Below are 22,518 nucleotides of genomic sequence, written 5' to 3' on the forward strand. Positions count from 1 at the left end.
CAGCTGAACTGGAAAGGAAGTATAAATGACTATTGAACGTCAGCAGGTTGGCCAGCGCATGAGCCGCATCGTTAAGCATAACGGCATCATCTATCTGTGCGGCCAGGTATGCAAGGATGCCACTCAGGATATTACCGGCCAGACAACCACCATGCTGGAAAAAGTGGACGAGCTGCTGAAAGAAGCCGGATCCGACCGCGAACATATGCTCTCTGCCACTATTTATGTAAAAACCATGGCCGACTTTGCCGGCATGAACGCAGTGTGGGATGCCTGGGTGCCGGAAGGTCATGCACCTGCCCGGGCCTGCGTGGAAGCCGCCATGGCCCGCCCCGAGCTGCTGGTGGAAATATCGGTAGTGGCTACCGAAATCTGAGTCGTAAGCTTAGAAAAAATAAAAGCCCGGTCTGCCGGGCCTTTAGACGTTACGCTGGTGAGGGGGGTCGTGTTACACCACGCCCTGCTCAATCATGGCATCGGCTACCTTGCGGAAACCGGCAATGTTGGCACCCAGCACCAGGTTGTGGGGCTCACCGAATTCAGCAGCCGTTTCGCTGGCGTTCAGGAAGATGTTCTTCATGATCACTTTCAGCTTCTCGTCCACTTCTTCAAAGCTCCAGCGCTGCATGCTGGCGTTCTGCGCCATTTCCAGCTGACTGGTGGCCACACCACCGGCGTTGGCAGCTTTGCCCGGGCCGTAGCTGATTTTGGCATCCAGGAACACTTCTACCGCATCCTGAGTGGATGGCATATTAGCGCCTTCAGATACTCCAATCACACCGTTGGCAACCAGTGCCTTGGCGTCGGCTTCAGACAGCTCGTTCTGGGTGGCACAGGGGAAGGCCAGCTGAGCCGGTATACGCCATACTGCATTACCATCGGCCGGATAGTCGGCGGCAGGAATGAACTTGGCTTCCGGATGAGCAGCAACGTATTCGTTCAGGCGAACCTTGCGTACTTCCTTCAGTTCTTTCAGCGTATCCAGGTTGATACCGGTTTCGTGATATACGGTACCACTGGAGTCTGAACAAGTCACCGGAACAGCACCCAGCTGATACAGCTTCTCAATGGTGTAAATGGCTACGTTACCGGCACCGGACACCAGACAGCGCTTGCCGGCCAGAGTGTCGCCTTTGGCTTCGAGCATATACTGAGCGAAGTACACACAACCGTAACCGGTGGCTTCCTTACGCACCAGAGAACCGCCCCACAGCAGGCTCTTGCCGGTGAACACGCCGTCGTAGTTGCCGGTCAGGCGCTTGTACTGGCCGAACATATAGCCAATTTCACGGGCACCCACGCCGATATCGCCGGCGGGCACGTCAGTGGTCGGGCCGATGTGGCGGTACAGTTCATTGATGAAGGACTGGCAGAAGCGCATGATTTCGCCGTCGGATTTGCCCTTGGGATCAAAGTTGGCACCACCTTTACCACCACCGATAGGCAGGCCGGTAAGGGCATTTTTGAAAATCTGTTCAAAGCCCAGGAACTTGATAATGCCGGCGTTTACGCTGGGGTGGAAACGCAGACCGCCCTTGTACGGGCCAAGCGCCGAGTTGAACTCGATGCGGTAACCTTTGTTAACCTGCACGTTGCCCTGATCGTCAACCCAGGGAACCCGGAACATGATCTGGCGCTCTGGCTCAACCATGCGCTCAATGATGGCGTGTTTCTGGTACTTCTCATTGGTTTCGAGAATGGGCTGCAGGGAGTCGAGCACTTCCTCTACGGCTTGGTAAAATTCTGCTTGTGCCGGACTGGTCTTCTGCAGTTTGACAATGGTGTCATGAATATACGTCACGATGTCTTCCTTGTTATTGTTTCTAAACCTCATCGGGGATACACCTTACGAGACCCCATACTATTGAAATATGGCACCGTTCTCGGGTCAATGACTAATTTCCAAATATATATACTAAAAAGCAGAATATTTATGCTTTCTTAGAACAAAAAAAGAAGTTCCTGTTCACTTTAACAACATTTTTTACTTTTTATTAACAGTAACTTAATCAGCAATAGCACAATAATCGAACAGGTAACATAGCCTTCAAACCATCAGCGAAATCTATGCCTGCAGAAAACATAAGCACTAGAATAGCCTTTTTACGATAACAGGAGCACAAATGAGTCACTTTACTCTGCTGGTGGGATCCACCCTTGGTAATGCCGAAGATCTGGCAGATGACCTGGCTGATCATCTGCAGTCTGCCGATCATACAACGGTTATCCACACTTCTCCCCAGCTTGATCACATCTTGATCACCCCCGATAATTATCTGTTGCTGGTGTGCTCCACTCATGGTGCAGGGGATTTACCCGACAATATTCAGCCTTTGCTTGATGTTCTGCAGCATCAGCAGCCAGATTTACAGCAGCTGAACTATCTCGCAGTAGGCCTGGGTGACAGCAGCTACGATACCTTTTGCCACGCCATACAGAAACTGGATCAACAACTGGCGCAGCTGGGCGGAACACGGATCGGCGATCGACTTGAAATAGACGTAAGAACGGAAGATCTTTTGGAACAGAAGGCACAGATCTGGCTTGATCAGTGCCTGAATGAAGCAGGGATCAGCTGATACCACGCTGACAGGGATCATCATTAACATAAATGCAGAAAGCGATCTGCATTTTCTTCCACCAAGTTATCAACAGTTCCAGGCCATTGGATCATTCATCTTTTTTACAAGACAAAAACCACAGATGTTGATAAGTATGCTGCAAACCGGTGTTAAACCTATAGTTATCCTATAAATTAAATTTCATCCCGTCAGCATATGTGGATAAAACACCAAGTTAACCACCATCCATACTGAGGTTCAGGATACGTTTTCCACAGTGAATGATCTCACTTAAGTAAATGATCTGACTGATCAAATAACGCTTATTCACAGATCCTGACGGCACTAATAATAGATCCAACAGAAGATCGATCTAAAGATCTAAGATCTATTAAGTGATGGCAGGATCGCCCAGATCCGGTTTCCATCCCTTCGGTAAAACAGCTAAAATGTGCACCCCTTGAGTAAACCGGTAGCAACGACACGCCGGCACAGAGGGGAAAGATCCTTTCAGCTGAGTGTTTCAAGAGTGTTCGATATGCAATATGAAGAGTCATTTGATGTCATCGTTGTAGGTGGTGGTCATGCCGGAACGGAGGCAGCCGCCGCCGCTGCCCGTATGGGAGCCAATACCCTGCTGCTGACCCACAATATCGATACACTCGGACAAATGTCCTGTAATCCTGCCATCGGCGGTATTGGCAAAGGACATCTGGTAAAAGAAATTGATGCCCTGGGTGGCATCATGGCTCAGGCTGCAGACAGTGCTGGCATTCAGTTTCGTACCCTGAATGCCTCAAAAGGCCCTGCAGTTCGTGCTACTCGCGCTCAGGCAGATCGTCAGCTTTATCGCCAGGCCGTCAGAACCCGGCTGGAAAACCAGCCTAACCTGAAGATCTTTCAGCAGGCCTGTGACGATCTGATCCTCGATGGCGATACGGTTACCGGCGTGATCACTCAGACCGGTCTCAGGTTTCATGGCAAAACCGTGGTGTTGACCGTAGGGACTTTTCTTAATGGCCGCATCCATATCGGTATGGATAACTATCAGGGCGGTCGCGCCGGTGATCCGCCGTCCATTGCTCTGGCCAGCCGCTTGCGGGAACTGCCGCTGCGTATCGACCGCCTGAAAACCGGCACTCCGCCCCGTATTGATGCCAATAGCGTGAATTTTTCAGTAATGCAGGCTCAGCCCGGCGACAATCCTACTCCGGTATTCTCCTTCATCAGCAGCCGGGCAGATCATCCACAACAGGTGCCCTGCTACATCACCCACACCAATGAGCGTACCCATGAGGTAATCCGCCAGAACCTGGATCGCAGCCCCATGTATGCCGGCGTGATCGAAGGGATCGGGCCTCGTTACTGTCCGTCGATCGAAGACAAGATCATGCGCTTTGCCGATAAGAATGCTCACCAGATCTTTGTAGAGCCGGAAGGCCTGACCAGCACTGAGCTCTACCCCAACGGCATTTCCACCAGTCTGCCCTTTGATGTTCAGCTGCAGATAGTGCGCTCGATCCGCGGTTTTGAGCAGGCTCATATTATGCGACCGGGTTACGCCATCGAGTACGATTACTTCGATCCCCGGGATCTGCGATCCAACATGGAAAACAAGTGTCTTCACAATCTGTTCTTTGCCGGCCAAATTAATGGCACCACCGGTTATGAGGAAGCGGGGGCTCAGGGGTTGTTGGCCGGTACCAACGCTGCGTTGCGTGCAGCCGATCGTGATGCCTGGTCACCGCGCCGGGATCAGGCCTATCTGGGTGTGATGATGGACGACCTGTCCACTCTGGGTACGCAGGAGCCCTACCGCATGTTTACCAGCCGGGCGGAATATCGCCTGCTGCTGCGGGAAGATAATGCCGATCTGCGCCTGACCGAGGAAGGCCGCAAACTGGGGCTGGTGGACGATCACCGCTGGGCCTTGTTCTGCGACAAGGTGGAGCGCATCGAGCAGGAAGGTCAGCGTCTGCGCAGCACCTGGATCAACCCTAATCACACCGCCGCTCCGGCGCTGAATGAAAAACTGAAAACGCCCCTCAGCCGGGAACACAATCTGGAGGAGCTGCTGCGCCGCCCAGAGCTGGATTACCCTACCCTGATGGCCATTGAAGGCATCGGCCCTGGCATTGACCATGAGCAGGCCGCCGAGCAGGTAGAAATTCAGACCAAATACGCCGGTTACATTGAACGCCAGAAGGACGAAATTCAAAAGCAGCTGCGCAACGAACACACTAAACTGCCATTGGATCTGGACTATGCCGAGGTCTCCGGCTTGTCCAATGAGGTGATCGCTAAGCTCAACCAGGCTCACCCGGAAACCCTGGGGCAGGCATCGCGTATCTCCGGTGTGACCCCGGCGGCCATTTCCATTTTGCTGGTTCACTTAAAAAAACGCGGTTTGCTGCGTAAGTCGGCCTGAGGTTTATGATGCTGCAACAACTGAACTCGCTGCTGGCCGAGACCAGTCTTGACGTAAGTGAATCACAGGCCGAGCAGCTGATCGCACTGGTGGGTTTGCTGCACAAGTGGAACAAAGCCTATAACCTCACCTCGGTTCGGGATCCGCAAGCCATGCTGGTGCGCCATATCATGGACAGCCTGGTAGTGAGCCCTTACCTTGAAGGCAAGCGCTTTATCGATGTGGGCACAGGCCCGGGGCTGCCAGGCCTTCCTCTGGCCATTATTAACCCGGATAAACAGTTTGTGCTGCTCGACAGTCTGGGTAAACGTATTCGCTTTATTCGCACCGTGGTGCATCAGCTCGGTCTGACCAATGTGGAAGCGGTACAGAGCCGGGTGGAAGCCTTTCAGCCTGAGCAAAAGTTCGACGGTGTGCTGAGCCGGGCCTTTGCTTCCCTTGACGACATGCTAAGCTGGTGCGCACATTTGCCTGCACCGGACGGCTGTTTTCTTGCCCTTAAGGGACAAATTCCGGCGCAGGAGTTAACAACCCTGCCCGCCCACCTGAGCTGCTCCGGTGTTTATCCGCTGCACGTTCCCGGGCAGGAAGGCGACCGCCATCTGGTGGTCATTTCGCAAGCCAGCCAGTAGAGGTTTTCGGTGGGAAAAGTCATTGCTATTGCCAATCAGAAAGGTGGGGTAGGTAAAACTACTACTTGTGTGAATCTGGCCGCATCCATGGCGGCCACCAAACGCAATGTGCTGGTGATCGATCTCGATCCCCAGGGCAACGCCACCATGGCCAGCGGTGTCGACAAATACCAGGTGGCCAATACCGCTTATGAGCTGTTGGTTGACGAGCTGCCGGTAGCCGATGTGGTGGTCACCGATACCAGCGGAGGCTATGACCTGATCGCCGGCAACGGTGACGTGACCGCCGCCGAGATTAAATTGATGGAATTTTTTGCCCGGGAAGTGCGGCTGCGTAATGCGCTGGCACCGGTGCGAGAGCACTATGACTACATTTTCATCGATTGCCCGCCATCCCTTAACCTGCTGACGGTGAACGCCATGTCGGCGGCCGATTCGGTGCTGGTACCCATGCAGTGTGAATATTTTGCACTGGAAGGTCTGACTGCGTTGGTAGATACCATCAGTAAGCTGGCGGCGGTGGTGAATCCGGAGCTCAAAATCGAGGGTATATTGCGCACCATGTACGATCACCGCAACCGCCTGTCCAATGAGGTGTCCGATCAGCTGAAAAGCTATTTCGGCGACAAGGTGTATCGTACCGTCATTCCGCGTAATGTCCGTCTGGCCGAGGCCCCCAGCCACGGCACTCCCGCCATGTATTACGACAAGTCGTCGGTAGGTGCCAAATCCTATCTGGCGCTGGCCGGTGAAATTCTTCGCCGGGCTGAAGATGAACAGTCCAACTCCGAACAGGTAGAACAGACAGCATGAACATGAAACGTCGCGGACTGGGTAAAGGCCTGGACGCTCTGCTCAGCACCAGCTCAGCTGCCAATCTGCGCCGGGAACAGGCCGATACTCATTCTGAAGCAGGAGCCGGCGGCGAATTACAAAATCTGGCCATCAATACCCTGCAGCCGGGTAAATACCAGCCTCGCCGGGACATGTCACAGCAGGCACTGGAAGAACTGGCCGAGTCCATTCGTCAGCAGGGTATCATTCAGCCCATCGTGGTGCGGCCACTTGAAGCCGGCGGTTATGAAATTCTGGCGGGCGAGCGGCGCTGGCGGGCGGCACGTATGGCCGGTCTTGGCAAGGTGCCTGTACTTATCAAGCCGGTGTCTGACAAGCAGGCGCTGGCCATTGGCCTGATTGAAAACATTCAGCGCGAAGATCTTAACGTGATGGAAGAAGCCCGTGCCCTGACCCGACTGATTGAAGAGTTTGCATTCACTCACCAGACGGTGGCCGATGCCGTGGGCAAAAGCCGCAGTGCGGTAAGTAACCTGTTGCGTCTTAATCAGCTTAACGACGATGTGAAGCAGCTGGTTGAGCACGGCTCACTGGAAATGGGCCATGCTCGTGCATTACTGGCTCTGGAAGCTGAACTTCAGTCTCAAACCGCTCATATCGTGGTGCAAAAAGGACTGACGGTACGCGAAACCGAAAAATTGGTGAAACAGGTACTTTCGCCGCAAAAGCCGAAAAATGAGCAGCCTCGCTCTCTGTTCATGACCCAGCTTGAGCAGGAGTTTGGTGAAAAATTAGGGATAAAAGTAGAAATAAAGTCATCGGGTAAAGATAAAGGTAAGCTGGTTATTTCCTATAACTCGTTGAATGAGCTGGATAAAATTGGCCATTTCTTTGGCATTGGCGATGACGCTGACAAGTAGGTTTGTGCAAAAATTGTAGTAAACCTTCAGTCAACACAAGTGTGCTGAAAATGCATAAAAAAAGCACTGAAATCCGCGAAAAATAAGGATTTAGTGTAATTGCATTTGCGGCGTTCACGGGTATAATTTGACCTGCTTTTTTGGGGCTTAACCGGTGGAAGTGCATCGGGAAGGCCCCTAACTGTATCAGGAGTGGTTGTGAAGCAGAAAACCCGGCACCTCAGTGACAGACAAGTGGCGCTGGTAATACTGATTTATCAATTTCTCCTGGTGGTGGCAGTCGCTGCTCTGTTCGGTTTCGGACAGGGAGAGATTGCCGCTCGTTCCGCCCTTCTAGGGGGCGGAATCTACTGGGTTCCCCAATGTCTTTTCAGTGTGGTGGTGTTGGCCAGAAGTACCAGCGATGCCACGCCGCATAGCATTGTGGCGAGCTTTTACAGTGGGGCAGGGATTAAGCTGACGAGCACCATCATGCTGTTTGTGTTGGTGTTCAAGTACATGGAGGTAAGTATCTTGCCCCTGTACACGGCTTACACCCTGGCATTGCTGATGCAGTGGATTTCTTCATTCACTCTCAACAACCGTTACTAGGAAAACACATGGCTGCAACAGGAGATGTCTTAACTTCCCAGGATTATATCTCTCACCACCTTGCACACTTGCAGGTTGGTTCGGGATTCTGGGCGTTGAATATCGATTCTTTGCTTGTTTCCGTTGTCCTGGGAGCGCTGTTCTTGTGGGGCTTCAATAAAGTTGCATCCCGTGCAACTGCCGGAGTTCCCGGAAAATGGCAATGTGCCGTTGAGCTGTTGGTTGAATTTGTGGATAAATCCGTCAAGGACGTCTTCCATGGCAAAAGTGCGTTGATCGCGCCGTTGGCGCTGACCATTTTTGTCTGGGTATTCCTGATGAACCTGATGGATCTTCTCCCGGTCGACTACCTGCCCTATGGTGCTCAATTGCTGGGTGTTCCTTACCTGAGGGTTGTTCCTACCGCCGATGTTAACGTAACCATGTCGCTGGCGTTTGGTGTTTTCTTCTTGATCATTTTCTACAGCATCAAGATGAAAGGCGTGTCTGGCTTTGTAAAAGAGCTGACCATGCAACCACTGAACCACTGGTCCATGATTCCCGTTAACCTGGTGCTCGAGACCGTGTCCCTGGTCGCCAAGCCCATCTCCCTGGGCCTGCGACTGTTCGGCAACATGTATGCTGGTGAAATGGTATTTATCCTGATTGCCGGTCTGCTGCCGTGGTGGTCTCAATGGACCCTTAATGTGCCGTGGGCGATATTCCATATTCTGATTATCAGCCTGCAGGCATTTATCTTCATGATTTTGTCCATCGTATATTTGTCGATGGCTTATGAAGAACACTAAATCAGACGATAACAAAACTTTAACAAGCTGTCATTAAACCACTAACAACTGGAGAAGAAAACATGGATATCATTTACATCGCTGCTGCTGTAATGCTGGGTCTGGCTGCTATCGCTGCCTCTATCGGTATCTCTATGCTGGGTGGCAAGTTCATGGAAAGTGCCGCTCGTCAGCCCGATATGCTGCCTGCCCTGCGTACTAACTTCTTTATCGTAGTCGGTCTGGTTGACGCCATCCCGATGATCACCGTTGGTATGGCTCTGTACCTGATCTTCGCCGTTGCCGCTTAATGGCCCGGTACGTTAATCAGTCTGCTAACCAACTTTAAAGGAGAGTTGCGATGAACATGAACGCAACAATCCTCGGTCAAACGATCGCGTTTATCATCTTCGTTTGGTTCTGCATGAAGTATGTATGGCCTCCTATTATGGATGCCATCGAAAAGCGTCAGAAAGAAATTGCTGACGGTCTGTCTTCGGCCGAGCGTGCCAAGAAAGACCTGGCCCTGGCGCAGACTAATGCAACCGAACAGCTGAAGGAAGCCAAGCTGGAGTCTGCTCAAATTATTGAGCTGGCTAACAAGCGTAAGGCCCAGATCATCGAGGATGCAACGCGTGAGGCCCAGGCCGAGCGTGAAAAGATTCTGGCACAAGCCCAGGCTGAAGTTGAAGCCGAACGCAATCGTGTCAAAGAGGAACTGCGTAAGCAGGTTGCTGCTCTTGCCCTGGTGGGTGCAGAGAGAATCCTCGAGCGTCAGATTGATGCCGCTGCCAACAGCGACATTGTAGAGAAAGTAGTAGCTGAACTGTAAGGGAACTAGAGCCATGGAAATGAAAACCATTGCTCGCCCCTATGCCAAAGCAGCTTTCGATTTTGCCGTTGAGAAAAAAGCGGTCGAGAACTGGTTGTCCATGCTGACGTTTGCTGCCGAAGTGGCACAAAACGACAGCATGGCCCAGGTGCTTGGCAGCGATCTGAACGCGGAAAAGATGGCCGACGTGTTTTTGGCTGTCTGTGGCGAACAGCTTGACGAGCAAGGCCAGAACCTGATTCGGGTAATGGCCGTAAACGGACGCTTGAGTGTGTTGCCGGCAGTGGTACAGGAGTTCGCCGCATTGAAGGCGGAACTGGACCGGGTGATTGATGCCAATGTGGTATCGGCCGCCAAATTGACCAAGCAACAAGTGGCCAAGATTCAGGCCTCACTGGAACAGCGTCTGGGACGCAAGGTGAACCTGAATTGCAGCGTCGACAAGAGCCTGATGGCCGGCATCATCATTACCGCCGGTGATATGGTAATCGACGGAAGTGTGCGGGGCCGTCTGTCCCGCTTGGCCGAAACGCTGCAATCTTGATTGGGGAATAGAGCATGCAACTGAATTCAACTGAAATTGCCGAGCTGATCAAACAGCGCATCGAGCAATTCAATGTTGTCAGTGAAGCACGAAACGAAGGTACCATCGTCTCTGTAAGCGATGGCATCATTCGTATTCACGGCCTTGCTGACATCATGCAAGGTGAAATGATTGAACTGCCGGGCAAACGTTATGCCCTGGCACTGAACCTGGAGCGTGACTCCGTGGGTGCCGTGGTGATGGGTCCTTACGCCGACCTGGCCGAAGGCACCAAGGTTCAGTCTACTGGTCGTATCCTGGAAGTTCCGGTAGGCCGCAGCCTGCTGGGTCGTGTGGTTAACACTCTGGGTGAGCCGATTGACGGTAAGGGCGCCATCGAGACCGATACTACTTCTCCGGTAGAAGTTATCGCTCCCGGCGTAATCGATCGTCAGTCAGTAGACCAGCCGGTACAGACCGGTTACAAGGCTGTTGACGCCATGATTCCGATCGGCCGTGGTCAGCGTGAGCTGATCATCGGTGACCGTCAGGTGGGTAAAACCGCTCTGGCTGTTGACGCCATCATCAACCAGAAAGACTCCGGCATTAAGTGTGTGTACGTGGCCATCGGCCAGAAAGCGTCCACCATTGCCAACGTGGTTCGCAAGCTGGAAGAGCATGATGCGCTGAAGAACACCATCGTCGTGGTGGCTTCTGCGTCCGAGTCTGCTGCCCTGCAGTACCTGGCGCCTTACGCTGGTTGTGCCATGGGTGAATACTTCCGTGACCGCGGTGAAGATGCCCTGATCGTGTACGATGACCTGTCCAAGCAGGCCGTTGCTTACCGTCAGATCTCTCTGCTGCTGCGTCGTCCGCCGGGCCGTGAAGCCTACCCGGGTGACGTTTTCTACCTGCACTCCCGTCTGCTGGAGCGTGCTTCTCGTGTGTCTGCCGACTACGTTGAGAAGTTCACCAATGGCGAAGTGAAAGGTCAGACCGGCTCACTGACTGCGCTGCCGATCATTGAAACTCAGGCCGGTGACGTGTCTGCGTTCGTACCGACCAACGTGATCTCCATCACCGACGGTCAGATCTTCCTGACCACCGAACTGTTCAACTCCGGTATTCGTCCGGCGGTTGATCCGGGGATCTCCGTATCCCGGGTAGGTGGTGCAGCCCAGACCAAGATCATCAAGAAGCTGTCTGGTGGTATCCGTACCGCCCTGGCTCAGTATCGTGAACTGGCGGCCTTTGCCCAGTTCTCCTCCGATCTGGACGATGCGACCCGCAAGCAGCTGAATCACGGCCAGAAAGTGACCGAGCTGATGAAGCAGAAGCAATATCGCCCCATGTCCGTTGCTGAGCAGGCGCTGTCTCTGTTCGCTGCTGAAAACGGCTACCTGGACGATGTTGAGCTGAAGCTCATCACTACGTTCGAAGAGGCCCTGATCGCTTACGCCAATTCAGAACATGCCGCCCTGATGGCGGAGATCAACGAGAAAGCCGACTACAACAAAGATGTTGTGGCTCAGCTGACTGCGTTGCTGGATAGCTTCAAGGCTACCCAGTCCTGGTAACCATGTGGCAGCGTTTATTGCTGCCACCTGAATTGGAGAAGCGACATGGCCGGCGCAAAAGAAATACGTAGCAAGATCGGGAGTGTGAAAAACACTCAGAAGATCACCAGCGCTATGGAGATGGTGGCCGCCTCGAAAATGCGCAAAGCGCAGGATCGCATGGACCACAGCCGCCCATACGCTGAAACCATACGCAAGGTGATCGGCCACATCGCGCAGGGGAACCTGGAATACAAGCACCCCTATCTGGAAGACCGTGAGGTCAAGCGCGTAGGCTTTATTATCGTCTCCACCGATCGTGGCCTTTGTGGTGGTCTGAACATCAACGTGTTCAAAGCCGCCATGAACGAAATGAAAGCATACACCGACAAGGGTGTGGGCGTTGACATGTGCCTGGTTGGCAGCAAAGCGGTGAGTTTTTTCAACCGCTATGGTGGCAAGGTACTGGCACAGACTTCTGGTCTGGGCGACAACCCCTCACTGGATAGCCTGATTGGCTCTGTCAGCGTCATGCTGGAAGCGTACGACAAGGGCGAGATAGATAAGCTGTACCTGGTGTACAACAAGTTTGAAAACACCATGGTGCAAAAGCCGACAGTCGATCAACTGTTGCCTTTGCCTGCATCGGATGAAGAAGTGGCCAGCCACAGCTGGGACTACCTCTATGAACCGGATCCCAAATCGCTGCTGGACACGTTGCTGGTACGTTTTGTGGAATCCCAGGTTTATCAGGGTGTAGTCGAGAACCTGGCCAGCGAACAGGCGGCCCGGATGGTAGCGATGAAAGCCGCCACCGATAACGCCGGTAACCTCATCAACGATCTGCAACTGGTGTATAACAAGGCCCGTCAGGCCGCCATTACCCAGGAGCTGAGTGAGATTGTTGCCGGGGCCGGTGCCGTATAAGGCAAAGGTATTCAAAGGTTTAGAGGATTTGACATGAGTAAGGGTATCATAGTCCAAATCATCGGCGCCGTTGTTGACGTGGAATTCCCGCAAGATGCGGTTCCCCACGTTTACGATGCGCTGAAGATTACGACGGAAGGCCAGGGCCAGGGTCTGGTTCTGGAAGTGCAGCAGCAAATCGGCGGCGGCGTTGTTCGTTGTATCGCCATGGGTTCTTCCGACGGCCTGCGCCGTGGTCTGGAAATCGAAAACACCAACAAGCCCATTCAGGTGCCGGTAGGTGTACAGACCCTGGGTCGCATCATGGACGTTCTGGGTAACCCCATTGATGAGAAAGGCGACATCGGCGAAGAAGAGCGCTGGTCCATTCACCGTGAAGCCCCCAGCTACGAAGAGCAGTCCAGCTCTGCCGAGCTGCTGGAAACCGGCATCAAGGTAATCGACCTGGTATGCCCCTTCGCCAAGGGTGGTAAGGTTGGTCTGTTCGGTGGTGCCGGTGTAGGCAAAACCGTAAACATGATGGAACTGATCCGTAACATCGCCATCGAGCACAGCGGTTACTCCGTATTTGCCGGTGTAGGTGAGCGTACCCGTGAAGGTAACGACTTCTACCATGAAATGACCGACTCCAACGTACTGGACAAGGTATCTCTGGTATACGGTCAGATGAACGAGCCGCCCGGCAACCGTCTGCGCGTGGCCCTGACCGGTCTGACCATGGCCGAGAAGTTCCGTGAAGAAGGTCGTGACGTACTGTTGTTCGTGGACAACATCTACCGTTACACCCTGGCCGGTACTGAAGTATCCGCACTGCTGGGCCGTATGCCTTCTGCAGTAGGTTACCAGCCGACCCTGGCCGAAGAGATGGGCGTTCTGCAGGAGCGTATCACCTCTACCAAGACTGGCTCCATCACCTCCGTACAGGCCGTATACGTGCCCGCGGATGACTTGACTGACCCGTCTCCGGCCACCACCTTTGCCCACCTGGACGCAACCGTGGTACTGAGCCGTCAGATTGCTGCTCTGGGTATTTATCCGGCCGTTGACCCGCTGGATTCCACCAGCCGTCAGCTGGACCCGCAGGTAGTTGGTGAAGAGCACTACTCTGTTGCCCGTGGTGTACAGACTGTACTGCAGCGCTACAAAGAGCTGAAGGACATCATCGCCATTCTGGGTATGGACGAACTGTCTGAAGACGACAAGCTGACCGTGGCTCGCGCTCGTAAAATTGAGCGTTTCCTGTCTCAGCCGTTCTTCGTGGCCGAAGTATTCACCGGTGCCCCCGGCAAGTACGTGTCTCTGAAAGACACCATTGCTGGCTTCCAGGGCATCCTGAACGGTGACTACGACACACTGCCCGAGCAGGCGTTCTACATGGTTGGCTCCATCGACGAAGCCGTCGAAAAAGCCAAGAAACTGTAAGCCTCTAAGGAGGGCCTGATGGCTGAGTATAACTTTCATCTGGACATCGTCAGTGCCGAGAAGCGTCTGTTTTCCGGCTCTGTGACCGCGGTGACTGTTTCCGGCTCTGAGGGTGAATTGGGCGTTCGTTACGGACACGCCCCCCTGCTGACGGCAATCCGTCCCGGCCTGGTGCAATATGTTACCAAGGCCGGTGAGCAGGAAGTTCTGTATGTTTCCGGCGGCATGCTGGAAGTGCAGAACAGCAGTGTCATGGTATTGGCCGACACTGCAATTCGCGCCGAAGATCTGGATAAAGCCAAGGCCGAAGAAGCCAAACGCTCGGCAGAAGCCAAGCTGCAGAACTCCTCACATGATGTGGACTATGCAGAAGCAGCTGCCGAACTGGCCCGGGCCATGGCGAAACTGCGCGTGCTGCAGTTGGTTAAGAAAAACGTTCGTTAAGCCTAACGTTCGAAAAAGCGGCCTCAGGGTCGCTTTTTTTTTGCAAAAAAATCACAATACCGGCAAAGACGTGAGGAGTGAGGGGTTAAAGGTGAGGAGTAAGCACGGTCTGCGGACTTGGTTGTCTGACTCCTCTCACCTCACTCTTCACCCCTCACTTTTAAGTAAACGGGATATAGGTTCATGACGATTCAGGCGGTAATTCTGGCGGCGGGCAAGGGCACCCGCATGCGCTCTTCTCTTCCCAAGGTGCTGCACTCAGTGGCCGGCAAACCCATGGTGGCCCATGTGATTGATGCCGCCCGTGCCTGCGAGGTGGACGGCATTCATCTGGTCTACGGCCATGGTGCCGACCAGCTGAAAGCACGCATTCAGGCGCCGGAGCTGCACTGGACCCATCAGGCCGAGCAACTGGGCACCGGCCATGCAGTGGCGGTGGCGCTGCCCGATATTGCCGACGATGCCAAGGTGTTGGTGCTCTACGGCGACACACCGCTGCTGCAGGCGGACACCCTGCAGCGGCTGATTGCCGCCCAGCCCAATGGTGGCGTGGGCCTGCTCACTGTGAGCCTTGCCAACCCCACCGGTTATGGCCGCATCGTGCGGGAAAACGGCAAGGTTACCGGTATTGTTGAGCAGAAGGACGCCAGCCCTGAACAGCTGGCTATTACCGAGGTGAACACAGGCGTGCTGGTGGCCGAGGCCGGCCGGCTCAGGGCCTGGCTGGGCGAGCTTAACAACGATAACGCTCAGGGGGAGTATTACCTCACCGACATTTTCGCCATGGCTCACCGCGATGGCTGTGATATTGCTACCGTACAACCGGCCAGCACAGCTGAAGTGGAAGGTGCCAACGATCGCGTGCAGCTGGCGGGCCTGGAACGGGCCTATCAGAACATGCAGGCCGAGCGGCTGATGCGTGAGGGTGTCAGCCTGCTGGATCCGGCCCGGTTTGATCTGCGCGGCAGTCTGACTGCCGGCGAGGAAGTGGTGATCGACGTGAATGTGATCATCGAGGGTGACGTGCGCCTGGGCAACAGAGTCAAAATTGGCGCCGGTGTCATTCTCAAAAACTGCGTGATCGGTGACGATGCCGAGGTGAAACCCTACTCCATCGTCGAAAACGCCGAGCTGGGCAGCGCCAGCAGCGCCGGCCCCTTTGCCCGTCTGCGCCCTGGTGCCGTGCTGGGTGAAGACGCCCATGTCGGCAACTTTGTGGAAATGAAAAAGGCCCGGCTGGGCAAGGGCTCCAAGGCGGGCCACCTGACCTATCTGGGCGATGCCGAGATAGGTGCGGGGGTGAACATCGGTGCCGGCACCATCACCTGCAACTATGACGGCGTCAACAAGTTCCAGACCATCATTGAAGACGGCGTCTTTGTCGGCTCCGATACGCAATTGGTGGCCCCGGTGCACATTGGCAAGAATGCTACTCTGGGGGCCGGCAGTACCGTGACCAAAGACGTGGCCGAAGCCGAGCTGGTGATCACCCGTGTGGCTCAGCGCCATATCAAAAACTGGCCTCGTCCCGTTAAAAAGAAGCTGTAAGCTATAAGCTGTCAGCTTTAAGATAAACAAATAAGCGCGTCTGTGATTTCACAGGCGCGTTTTTTTGATCCTGCATTCGCCTGAAAATGTTATCTGTCCACCGTATTCATCCGGTAACTCGGGCTGCTGATCGCTTACAGCTTACGGCTGACAGCTTTCTTTTGGTTGATCGGTTTTGTTTTGTTCTGTTAGCATTCTGCTTTCAAACCGAAACTTAAGTCATTATGTCGAAACGTAATACGCAACAACGCCGCCATACCATCGTCTCTCTGCTGGCCGAGCAGGGGGAAGTGACCGTGGATGAGCTGGCCCGGCGTTTCGACACATCGGAAGTCACCATTCGCAAGGATCTCACGGCCCTTGAGAAAAACGGCCTGCTGCTACGGCGTTATGGCGGGGCCGTGCCGGTGCCGAGCGAGATGGTGGCGGAAAACCCTGCCGAGCCGGTTTCGAAACGAAAGCAATCACTGGCCCGGGCGGCGGCGGCGCGCATTCGCGATCACAACCGTATCATTATCGACAGCGGCAGCACCACGGCGGCACTGCTGGGCGAGCTGGGTCACAAACACGGCCTGGTGGTGATGACCAACTCCCTGGCTATTGCCAACGCGGTGCGCGAGCTGGAGCCCGAGCCGACCTTGCTGATGACCGGCGGCACCTGGGATCCATCCTCCGAGTCATTTCAGGGCCAGGTGGCCGAACAGGTGCTGCGCTCCTACGACTTTGATCAGCTGTTTATCGGTGCCGACGGCATCGATCTGGAACGGGGCACCACCACCTTTAACGAACTCACCGGCCTGTCGCGAGTGATGGCCGAGGTGGCCCGGGAAGTGGTGGTGATGGTGGAGTCGGACAAGCTGGGCCGCAGAATACCCAATCTGGAGCTGCCCTGGAGCCGTATTCATACCCTGGTTACCGACAGCGGCATCAGCGAGACAGATCAACAACAGTTACAGCAAAAGGGCATCACTTTGGTGATAGCACCCGAATAACGAGGATGTAGAGCATGTGTGGAATTGTAGGGGCGGTGGCCCAGCGTGATGTGGCAGAAATTCTGGTGGAAGGCCTGCGCCGTCTGGAATACCGGGGTTACGACTCTGCCGGGGTGGCCATTATTCACGACAACCAGCTGGGCCGAATGCGCCGTCTGGGTAAGGTGCAGGCGCTGGCCGATGCGCTCGAGCAGCAGCCGCTGGCCGGTGGCACCGGCATTGCTCACACCCGCTGGGCCACCCATGGTGAGCCGTCGGAACGCAACGCCCATCCTCATGTGTCCGGCAATATTGCTGTGGTGCATAACGGCATCATCGAAAACCACGAAGAGCTGCGCGCCGAGTTGCAGCAGAGAGGCTACGAGTTTGCGTCCGATACCGACACCGAGGTGATCGCTCATCTGGTGCACTGGCATCGTCAGCATACCGACAGCCTGTTGGCGGCGCTGCAGGTTACGGTCAAGGAACTGCGCGGTGCCTACGGCACCGTGCTGATGGACGTGAACGATCCTTCCCGCCTGGTGGTGGCCCGCTCCGGTTCCCCCCTGGTAATTGGCTTAGGGTTAGGCGAGAACTTTATCGCTTCCGATCAGCTGGCACTGCTGCCGGTGACCCGCCGCTTCCTGTTTCTGGAGGAAGGAGACGTAGCCGAGGTGACCCGCCGTGACATTCATATTTTCAACAGCGACGGCCAGCCGGTGACCCGGGCCGAGCAGGAGTCGGACGTCACCCACGACGCCGGCGATAAGGGTGAATACCGTCACCATATGCTGAAGGAAATCTTTGAGCAGCCCAAGGCCATTACCGACACGCTTGAAAGTCGGCTGAGTGAGCAGGGCGTGGTGGTGGAGTCCTTTGGCAATGGTGCCAGGGATATCTTTGAACGAGTGGAGCATATTCAGCTGATCGCCTGCGGCACTTCCTACCATGCGGGCATGGTGGCCCGTTACTGGTTCGAAGCGCTGGCTGGCGTGCCCTGTGATATCGAAATCGCCTCCGAGTTTCGCTACCGCAAGTCGGTGGTGCGCCCCAATAGCCTGCTGATCACCCTGTCCCAGAGCGGCGAGACCGCCGACACCCTGGCGGCGCTGCGGCTGGCCAAGGAGTCCGGCTACATGAGCAGCCTGACCATCTGCAACGTGCCCGGCTCCTCTCTGGTGCGGGAGTCGGATCTGGCCTTTATGACCCGGGCCGGTGCCGAGATTGGCGTGGCTTCTACCAAGGCCTTTACCACCCAGCTGGTGGCGCTGCTGATGCTGGTGGCGGCGGTGGGCCGTTGCCGGGGCAACATGACCGAGCAGACCGAGGCCGAGCTGGTGCGCTCGTTGCGTTCGCTGCCGGCGCACATTGTCAGTACCCTGGCCCTGGCCGGCGACATCGAGCTGCTGGCGGAAGAGTTTGCCGACAAGTACCACAGCCTGTTCCTGGGCCGGGGCGAGCAGTACCCCATCGCCATGGAAGGGGCGCTCAAGCTCAAGGAAATCTCCTATATTCACGCCGAGGCCTATGCCGCCGGCGAGCTCAAGCACGGCCCGCTGGCGCTGATCGACGCTGATATGCCGATTATCGTGGTAGCACCCAACAACGAGCTGCTGGAGAAACTGAAATCCAACGTGGAAGAAGTGCGTGCCCGGGGCGGCATTCTCTATGTATTTGCCGACAAACAGGCCGGCTTTAAAGGAGATGCCACCATGCGGGTAATGTCATTGGAGCACGTAGACGAAGTGATTGCGCCCATTGTTTACACTGTGCCGCTGCAGCTGCTGTCTTATTATGTGGCCTTGATAAAAGGCACCGATGTGGATCAACCCAGAAATTTAGCCAAAAGCGTTACGGTTGAATAACAGAAAACCCGGGATTTCCCGGGTTTTTTTATCGCTCAGAAAACACTACTACATAATGACTGATGTTTCCGTGTTCATTATTCAGTCCTCGAATAGACAGCCAGATAGCGCTGATGTGACCCGGAGTCAGCTCACATTTTATTTCCCCCTGCCAGTGGCCTTGCTCATCAATATGTTGCCACGGATCGACACTTTTTGTGGCTGCCAGCGGCAGTGCCAGATGGGGAGGCTGCCCCAGCTTATCATCCAGGGTATATCCGGTAATGTGATGATAGGCTGGATTGGCATACACCAGCCGGCGTTGCTGATCAAAGATCATCACCGCTTCCAGCATATTGGCCATCACCAGATTGTTCAGTTGTAATGAAGCTTCTACCTGTTTAATGCGTGTAATATCCTGCCCCTGTAACTGCACAGCCGTTACCAGACCGTTATTAAACACGGGTGCCAGTGTCCATAGCTGGTAACTGGGCCGGTGAGGCAGAGAGCCCATCCGGGTTTCAACTCCATCTACTTTGTTACCCTTTCTGGCCTGATGAATGGCTTGTAGCAGGGGAGCCAGTTGCTCAGGAGTGAAATAATGAGAGAGCATGGTACCGGCGAGCTGCTCCCGGCTTCTTTTGAACAAGGCAGCGGCGGCATGGTTTATCGCCTGAATTTCATTGTTGTTGCCAATAATAATGGCCGCGGAGTTGGCTGCGTCAAACAGATGAGTGAGTCGCTGCTCTTTTTGCTGCAGCGCTGACACCATACTTTCCAGGCTGTTACCCAGGAAATTAAATTCCTGAATACGATCCGGTGAGAAGGTAGCGTGCTGGCCTCTGCGTATTTTTTCAGCAAAGCGGGTCAAGTCAGCAAGAGGCAGTGAGATCAGTCTGAGGGTATATAAAGACAGCAGCAATGCAGTAATTAACACCAGCATAAGGGCCAGCAGTGTGTGATGGCCATAGGCCTCCTGCAGTTGCTGGGCAATGGTATTGTCTGTGACTAACAGCAATTTTAGTTCATTGACTTCACCATTTATTTCAATTGGTTGCAGACTAAAATAGTGCCCCTGATATTGCCCGTAAGACTGCTGGAGCGAGAGGATTTTTGTTATTATATCCGTCTCAATATTATTGTTGTTCACATAAGCATAACCCGCCGGTTTGTTGTTCAGAATGAGTTGTATGCTGAGATTTTCAGCTCCCTGCCCGAGCTGTCGCAGTAGCGTAAGGTTATCGTTAAGCACAATACCTCCCAGCAAGCTGCCTATTACTCGGCCCGAGTCAGGAGATATCACAGGATAACGTTGCGTTAGTGTAAATAATGTATTTAAAGGAGCTTTCAGCTCGGCGCTGATCCACTGGTTGTACAGTGGTGGGGAAGTAATTAACTGATGTAGTCTGTGGCGGGTTATATACAGTGGTGAGCTCATATTGATCCAGTGCTCTCCTCCTTTACTGATCATCAGTAAATCAAGCAGCTCTCCATTGCGGTGATACAGTGTGTCTTGCAACCTTTTTTGTGCCAGTTGTGTGTTGTCAGTTTTTAATGCCTGCGCTATTTCCGGTTGCTCTGCTGTTGCCGAAAGAACGCCATCCAGGCTGTTGAGGTAGCTGCTCATCAGGATCTGCAGGCGAGCACTGGCACTTTCCAGTTGCTGCTGAATACTGTTATTGACCATGGTTGAGGTGCTGCGATAGGTCAGCAGCAGCAAGGCGGCAGCCAGTAGCATAAAAGCCGGCAGCAGTGCCCCTAACAGTACTCTGAGCAAGGGAGTAACAGGTTTTTTATTGAGAGTAACGGAAGGCATGCGCTTTTAGCTGCTCCATTTCTGCGGCTGGCGTGTGTCGATCCACAATGGCAAAGTCACCGCTGTAGATTAAGGGAATTTGCTCGGGTTTATTTTCCTGATCAAGGCGGATGGCTTCTGCCATGGCGATACCATTATCGTCGTTCATGCGCATGACAGTGATATCGAGATCCCCTTTGGCAATCGCATCCAGCTCCGCTATACCGCCACCCCAGCCATTAAGAATAACCCTGTTCTGAAGGCCCAGTTGTTTTACAGCATCGGCGGCCCCCAGGGCGATGTCAGTTGTGCAGGCATAAATCAGGTTAATGTCTTTATCATCATTCAGTGCCTGTAACGCTGCTTGTCTGGCGATGTCCGGTTTTACATCGGTATAGAATGCATTACGCAGCTGGTAACCGGGATTGGTGGCAGTAAGACGAATAAACTCATCACCCCTTACTTCACTGATATAGCCCCGTGTTCCGTAAAGCATCAGGTAGTTAGCCTCGGACCCAAGCATTTTTTTTATGGCTTCCTTTAACTGTCGGGTTCCCTCCCGGTGATCAAAGCCAACATAGAAGAAAGGTTGATTATGCTGCCAGTGTTTAAGGGGGGTGGTGATGTTCATCAGGATAAGCTTAGGATGACCACGGGCAAGAATCTTTTCTACCAGTACTCTATGGCGCAGTGCATTAAGTGTAAAAATCAGGTAGTCGGGATTGCTCTTCAGCGCATCAGCGAGCAACTGTTCCTGCTGGCGCATGGTGGTAGCCGGCTGGAATGAGTAGCTGGTCAGTGAAAAAGGGATGCCCATCTCCTGCAGGCGGCGTGCCATGCTGATACGGTTGCGCCACCAGTAGTCTGATGCCTGCACATCGGGTGTAAGCATGGCAATGTTCAGGGGAGTGGCTATCTTTGAGGATTTTTCTGTAACCGGTTGTCGCACGCGCTCTGCAAAGGTTTGCTCACGCTGTTGTTGCTCAGGAAAGGCATTCATATATTCCTGATAGGTCCAATATTCTTTGCTTTCGGCTTTTACATAACAGGAAACCGTCAATACAAACAGTAAGCTGGTGAACAGTGATAGTCTTGACAGAGTCATAACCCTCCATACGTTTTCTGTAGCCTGTATGACATATCATATCGCCGGTGACGATGCTCTACACGCTTTCTCTCAACTGCGACACTATGTTGTCTTGCCCATAGTCCGGGGCTGCCCTTTCATTCTTGTACCTTTTAGCCGCACAATCACGCCAGGCTGAAAAAGTTCCTCAGGCTGAGTGTGAACCAGGTTTGCATAGCAGGATTAATGGAAAAAAAATCGTTATTGGGTTAAATTTCATGCGTTTTATTTCTTCTGTCAGTCTTTTGTTGGCAGAACACTCCTCCAGACGGTAATACCTGACCATGACAACCTTTGAGCAAGTGCTGATTATTCTGCTGCTGGTAGCGATCAGCTCATTTTTTTCCGTTTCCGAAATCGCCCTGGCGGCGGCACGTAAAATGAAACTGCGGCTGATGGCCAGCGACGGTAACCTCAATGCTGAAAAGGTACTGTTATTACAGGAGCAGCCCGGAAATTTTTTCACCATAGTACAGATAGGGCTCAATGCTGTAGCCATCCTGGGTGGCATAATCGGAGAATCGGCCTTCACTCCCTTCACCAAAGGTCTGTTCGGTCTGTTTTTTGACGGCTCCTGGGTAGATAAGGCCGCTTTCTTCGGGTCCTTCTTTATGGTCACTTCCTTGTTCATTTTGTTTGCGGACCTGATACCCAAGCGGCTGGCCATGATTGCTCCCGAGAAAATTGCAGTGGCAGTCGTGCGTCCCATGGGGTTTATGATAGTGCTGTTCCGGCCGCTGGTATGGCTGTTCAATGGTCTGGCCAATCTATTGTTCCGGCTGTTTCATGTACCTACCATGCGTAAGGATGAAATTACCCCCGAGGACATCATTGCC

The 22,518-nt window shown here is 53.8% G+C and carries 22 protein-coding genes (1 of these 22 running past the window's edge); 19 read left to right on the top strand and 3 right to left on the bottom strand.

Translation table 11 applies throughout. The features are described 5' to 3' along the window. Positions 1–25 precede the first annotated feature (25 nt). A complete protein-coding gene (locus N2M06_RS00255) occupies positions 26–376 on the top strand; it encodes a RidA family protein (protein WP_019935660.1) in 351 nt (116 codons plus the stop codon). A 72-nt stretch (positions 377–448) separates the two neighbouring features. Here the strand turns inward: N2M06_RS00255 and gdhA are convergent, their stop codons facing one another. Next, positions 449–1,801 (bottom strand): NADP-specific glutamate dehydrogenase, encoded by a 1,353-nt coding sequence (gene gdhA / locus N2M06_RS00260; RefSeq protein WP_317074107.1) that lies wholly within the window; start codon positions 1,799–1,801, stop codon positions 449–451. Between the two features lie 322 nt (positions 1,802–2,123). Between gdhA and mioC the strand changes: the two genes are divergently transcribed. The 17 genes from mioC (at position 2,124) to glmS (ending at position 18,782) form a co-directional block, all read left to right on the top strand. Then, positions 2,124–2,579, top strand: coding sequence for an FMN-binding protein MioC (mioC, locus tag N2M06_RS00265; protein WP_317074106.1), 456 nt, complete (start codon positions 2,124–2,126; stop codon positions 2,577–2,579). Between the two features lie 520 nt (positions 2,580–3,099). Further along, positions 3,100–4,989, top strand: coding sequence for a tRNA uridine-5-carboxymethylaminomethyl(34) synthesis enzyme MnmG (gene mnmG / locus N2M06_RS00270; RefSeq protein ID WP_346351268.1), 1,890 nt, complete (start codon positions 3,100–3,102; stop codon positions 4,987–4,989). An 8-nt stretch (positions 4,990–4,997) separates the two neighbouring features. Beyond that, a complete protein-coding gene (rsmG, locus tag N2M06_RS00275) occupies positions 4,998–5,621 on the top strand; it encodes a 16S rRNA (guanine(527)-N(7))-methyltransferase RsmG (protein WP_346352198.1) in 624 nt (207 codons plus the stop codon). A gap of 9 nt (positions 5,622–5,630) precedes the next feature. Further along, positions 5,631–6,434, top strand: coding sequence for a ParA family protein (locus tag N2M06_RS00280; RefSeq protein WP_026344915.1), 804 nt, complete (start codon positions 5,631–5,633; stop codon positions 6,432–6,434). Then, on the top strand, positions 6,431–7,336 hold the full coding sequence (locus N2M06_RS00285; protein WP_019935684.1) for a ParB/RepB/Spo0J family partition protein: 906 nt from the start codon (positions 6,431–6,433) through the stop codon (positions 7,334–7,336). The genes N2M06_RS00280 and N2M06_RS00285 overlap by 4 nt, the downstream gene beginning before the upstream one ends. A 198-nt stretch (positions 7,337–7,534) precedes the next feature. Then, positions 7,535–7,927, top strand: a complete 393-nt coding sequence (locus tag N2M06_RS00290) for an ATP synthase subunit I (RefSeq protein ID WP_019935685.1) — start codon at positions 7,535–7,537, stop codon at positions 7,925–7,927. An 8-nt stretch (positions 7,928–7,935) separates the two neighbouring features. Further along, complete coding sequence (gene atpB, locus N2M06_RS00295; protein WP_346351269.1) at positions 7,936–8,715, top strand: F0F1 ATP synthase subunit A; 780 nt, start codon at positions 7,936–7,938, stop codon at positions 8,713–8,715. Positions 8,716–8,777: 62 nt separating this feature from the next. After that, positions 8,778–9,005, top strand: a complete 228-nt coding sequence (gene atpE / locus N2M06_RS00300; protein ID WP_019935687.1) for a F0F1 ATP synthase subunit C — start codon at positions 8,778–8,780, stop codon at positions 9,003–9,005. A 50-nt stretch (positions 9,006–9,055) separates the two neighbouring features. Continuing rightward, entirely contained in the window at positions 9,056–9,526 is a 471-nt protein-coding gene (gene atpF, locus N2M06_RS00305; protein WP_026344916.1) for a F0F1 ATP synthase subunit B, read from the top strand. A gap of 13 nt (positions 9,527–9,539) precedes the next feature. Next, complete coding sequence (atpH, locus tag N2M06_RS00310; RefSeq protein ID WP_019935689.1) at positions 9,540–10,070, top strand: F0F1 ATP synthase subunit delta; 531 nt, start codon at positions 9,540–9,542, stop codon at positions 10,068–10,070. Positions 10,071–10,084: 14 nt separating this feature from the next. After that, on the top strand, positions 10,085–11,626 hold the full coding sequence (gene atpA / locus N2M06_RS00315; protein ID WP_019935690.1) for a F0F1 ATP synthase subunit alpha: 1,542 nt from the start codon (positions 10,085–10,087) through the stop codon (positions 11,624–11,626). A 45-nt stretch (positions 11,627–11,671) separates the two neighbouring features. Continuing rightward, positions 11,672–12,532: a F0F1 ATP synthase subunit gamma gene (atpG, locus tag N2M06_RS00320; protein WP_019935691.1), complete on the top strand. Its 861-nt coding sequence runs from the start codon at positions 11,672–11,674 to the stop codon at positions 12,530–12,532. 33 nt (positions 12,533–12,565) lie between these two features. Beyond that, on the top strand, positions 12,566–13,954 hold the full coding sequence (gene atpD, locus N2M06_RS00325) for a F0F1 ATP synthase subunit beta (RefSeq protein ID WP_019935692.1): 1,389 nt from the start codon (positions 12,566–12,568) through the stop codon (positions 13,952–13,954). 18 nt (positions 13,955–13,972) lie between these two features. Then, positions 13,973–14,398: a F0F1 ATP synthase subunit epsilon gene (locus N2M06_RS00330; protein ID WP_019935693.1), complete on the top strand. Its 426-nt coding sequence runs from the start codon at positions 13,973–13,975 to the stop codon at positions 14,396–14,398. Positions 14,399–14,581: 183 nt separating this feature from the next. After that, positions 14,582–15,946 (top strand): bifunctional UDP-N-acetylglucosamine diphosphorylase/glucosamine-1-phosphate N-acetyltransferase GlmU, encoded by a 1,365-nt coding sequence (glmU, locus tag N2M06_RS00335; protein WP_346351270.1) that lies wholly within the window; start codon positions 14,582–14,584, stop codon positions 15,944–15,946. A gap of 224 nt (positions 15,947–16,170) precedes the next feature. Next, complete coding sequence (locus tag N2M06_RS00340; RefSeq protein WP_019935695.1) at positions 16,171–16,938, top strand: DeoR family transcriptional regulator; 768 nt, start codon at positions 16,171–16,173, stop codon at positions 16,936–16,938. 14 nt (positions 16,939–16,952) lie between these two features. Beyond that, positions 16,953–18,782, top strand: coding sequence for a glutamine--fructose-6-phosphate transaminase (isomerizing) (gene glmS / locus N2M06_RS00345; protein ID WP_019935696.1), 1,830 nt, complete (start codon positions 16,953–16,955; stop codon positions 18,780–18,782). Between the two features lie 28 nt (positions 18,783–18,810). On the opposite strand, the gene N2M06_RS00350 is transcribed toward glmS, so the two are convergent. Together N2M06_RS00350 and N2M06_RS00355 are read right to left on the bottom strand one after the other, a co-directional pair. Beyond that, on the bottom strand, positions 18,811–20,577 hold the full coding sequence (locus N2M06_RS00350) for a LuxQ periplasmic sensor domain-containing protein (protein WP_346351271.1): 1,767 nt from the start codon (positions 20,575–20,577) through the stop codon (positions 18,811–18,813). After that, entirely contained in the window at positions 20,555–21,661 is a 1,107-nt protein-coding gene (locus N2M06_RS00355) for a substrate-binding domain-containing protein (RefSeq protein ID WP_346351272.1), read from the bottom strand. Before N2M06_RS00355 ends, N2M06_RS00350 begins: the two co-directional genes overlap by 23 nt. A 305-nt stretch (positions 21,662–21,966) precedes the next feature. Between N2M06_RS00355 and N2M06_RS00360 the strand changes: the two genes are divergently transcribed. Continuing rightward, a protein-coding gene (locus N2M06_RS00360; protein WP_019935699.1) for a hemolysin family protein crosses the window boundary here: on the top strand, positions 21,967–22,518 show its start. 765 nt of this gene lie beyond the right edge of the window; only the first 552 of its 1,317 coding nucleotides appear in the window; the start codon lies at positions 21,967–21,969; its stop codon lies beyond the right edge, outside the window.

The organism is Oceanimonas sp. AH20CE76 (genome assembly GCF_039654065.1).
Lineage (GTDB): Bacteria > Pseudomonadota > Gammaproteobacteria > Enterobacterales > Aeromonadaceae > Oceanimonas > Oceanimonas smirnovii.

Excerpts from the sequence above, each read along its gene's own strand:
- atpG (WP_019935691.1), top strand. The coding sequence starts at position 11,672 with ATGGCCGGCGCAAAAGAAATACGTAGCAAGATCGGGAGTGTGAAAAAC.
- atpB (WP_346351269.1), top strand. The coding sequence starts at position 7,936 with ATGGCTGCAACAGGAGATGTCTTAACTTCCCAGGATTATATCTCTCAC.
- N2M06_RS00255 (WP_019935660.1), top strand. The coding sequence starts at position 26 with ATGACTATTGAACGTCAGCAGGTTGGCCAGCGCATGAGCCGCATCGTT.
- N2M06_RS00285 (WP_019935684.1), top strand. The coding sequence starts at position 6,431 with ATGAACATGAAACGTCGCGGACTGGGTAAAGGCCTGGACGCTCTGCTC.
- N2M06_RS00350 (WP_346351271.1), bottom strand. The coding sequence starts at position 20,577 with ATGCCTTCCGTTACTCTCAATAAAAAACCTGTTACTCCCTTGCTCAGA.
- atpF (WP_026344916.1), top strand. The coding sequence starts at position 9,056 with ATGAACATGAACGCAACAATCCTCGGTCAAACGATCGCGTTTATCATC.
- atpE (WP_019935687.1), top strand. The coding sequence starts at position 8,778 with ATGGATATCATTTACATCGCTGCTGCTGTAATGCTGGGTCTGGCTGCT.
- glmU (WP_346351270.1), top strand. The coding sequence starts at position 14,582 with ATGACGATTCAGGCGGTAATTCTGGCGGCGGGCAAGGGCACCCGCATG.
- N2M06_RS00355 (WP_346351272.1), bottom strand. The coding sequence starts at position 21,661 with ATGACTCTGTCAAGACTATCACTGTTCACCAGCTTACTGTTTGTATTG.
- mioC (WP_317074106.1), top strand. The coding sequence starts at position 2,124 with ATGAGTCACTTTACTCTGCTGGTGGGATCCACCCTTGGTAATGCCGAA.
- rsmG (WP_346352198.1), top strand. The coding sequence starts at position 4,998 with ATGCTGCAACAACTGAACTCGCTGCTGGCCGAGACCAGTCTTGACGTA.
- atpH (WP_019935689.1), top strand. The coding sequence starts at position 9,540 with ATGGAAATGAAAACCATTGCTCGCCCCTATGCCAAAGCAGCTTTCGAT.
- glmS (WP_019935696.1), top strand. The coding sequence starts at position 16,953 with ATGTGTGGAATTGTAGGGGCGGTGGCCCAGCGTGATGTGGCAGAAATT.
- N2M06_RS00330 (WP_019935693.1), top strand. The coding sequence starts at position 13,973 with ATGGCTGAGTATAACTTTCATCTGGACATCGTCAGTGCCGAGAAGCGT.
- atpD (WP_019935692.1), top strand. The coding sequence starts at position 12,566 with ATGAGTAAGGGTATCATAGTCCAAATCATCGGCGCCGTTGTTGACGTG.
- N2M06_RS00340 (WP_019935695.1), top strand. The coding sequence starts at position 16,171 with ATGTCGAAACGTAATACGCAACAACGCCGCCATACCATCGTCTCTCTG.
- mnmG (WP_346351268.1), top strand. The coding sequence starts at position 3,100 with ATGCAATATGAAGAGTCATTTGATGTCATCGTTGTAGGTGGTGGTCAT.
- atpA (WP_019935690.1), top strand. The coding sequence starts at position 10,085 with ATGCAACTGAATTCAACTGAAATTGCCGAGCTGATCAAACAGCGCATC.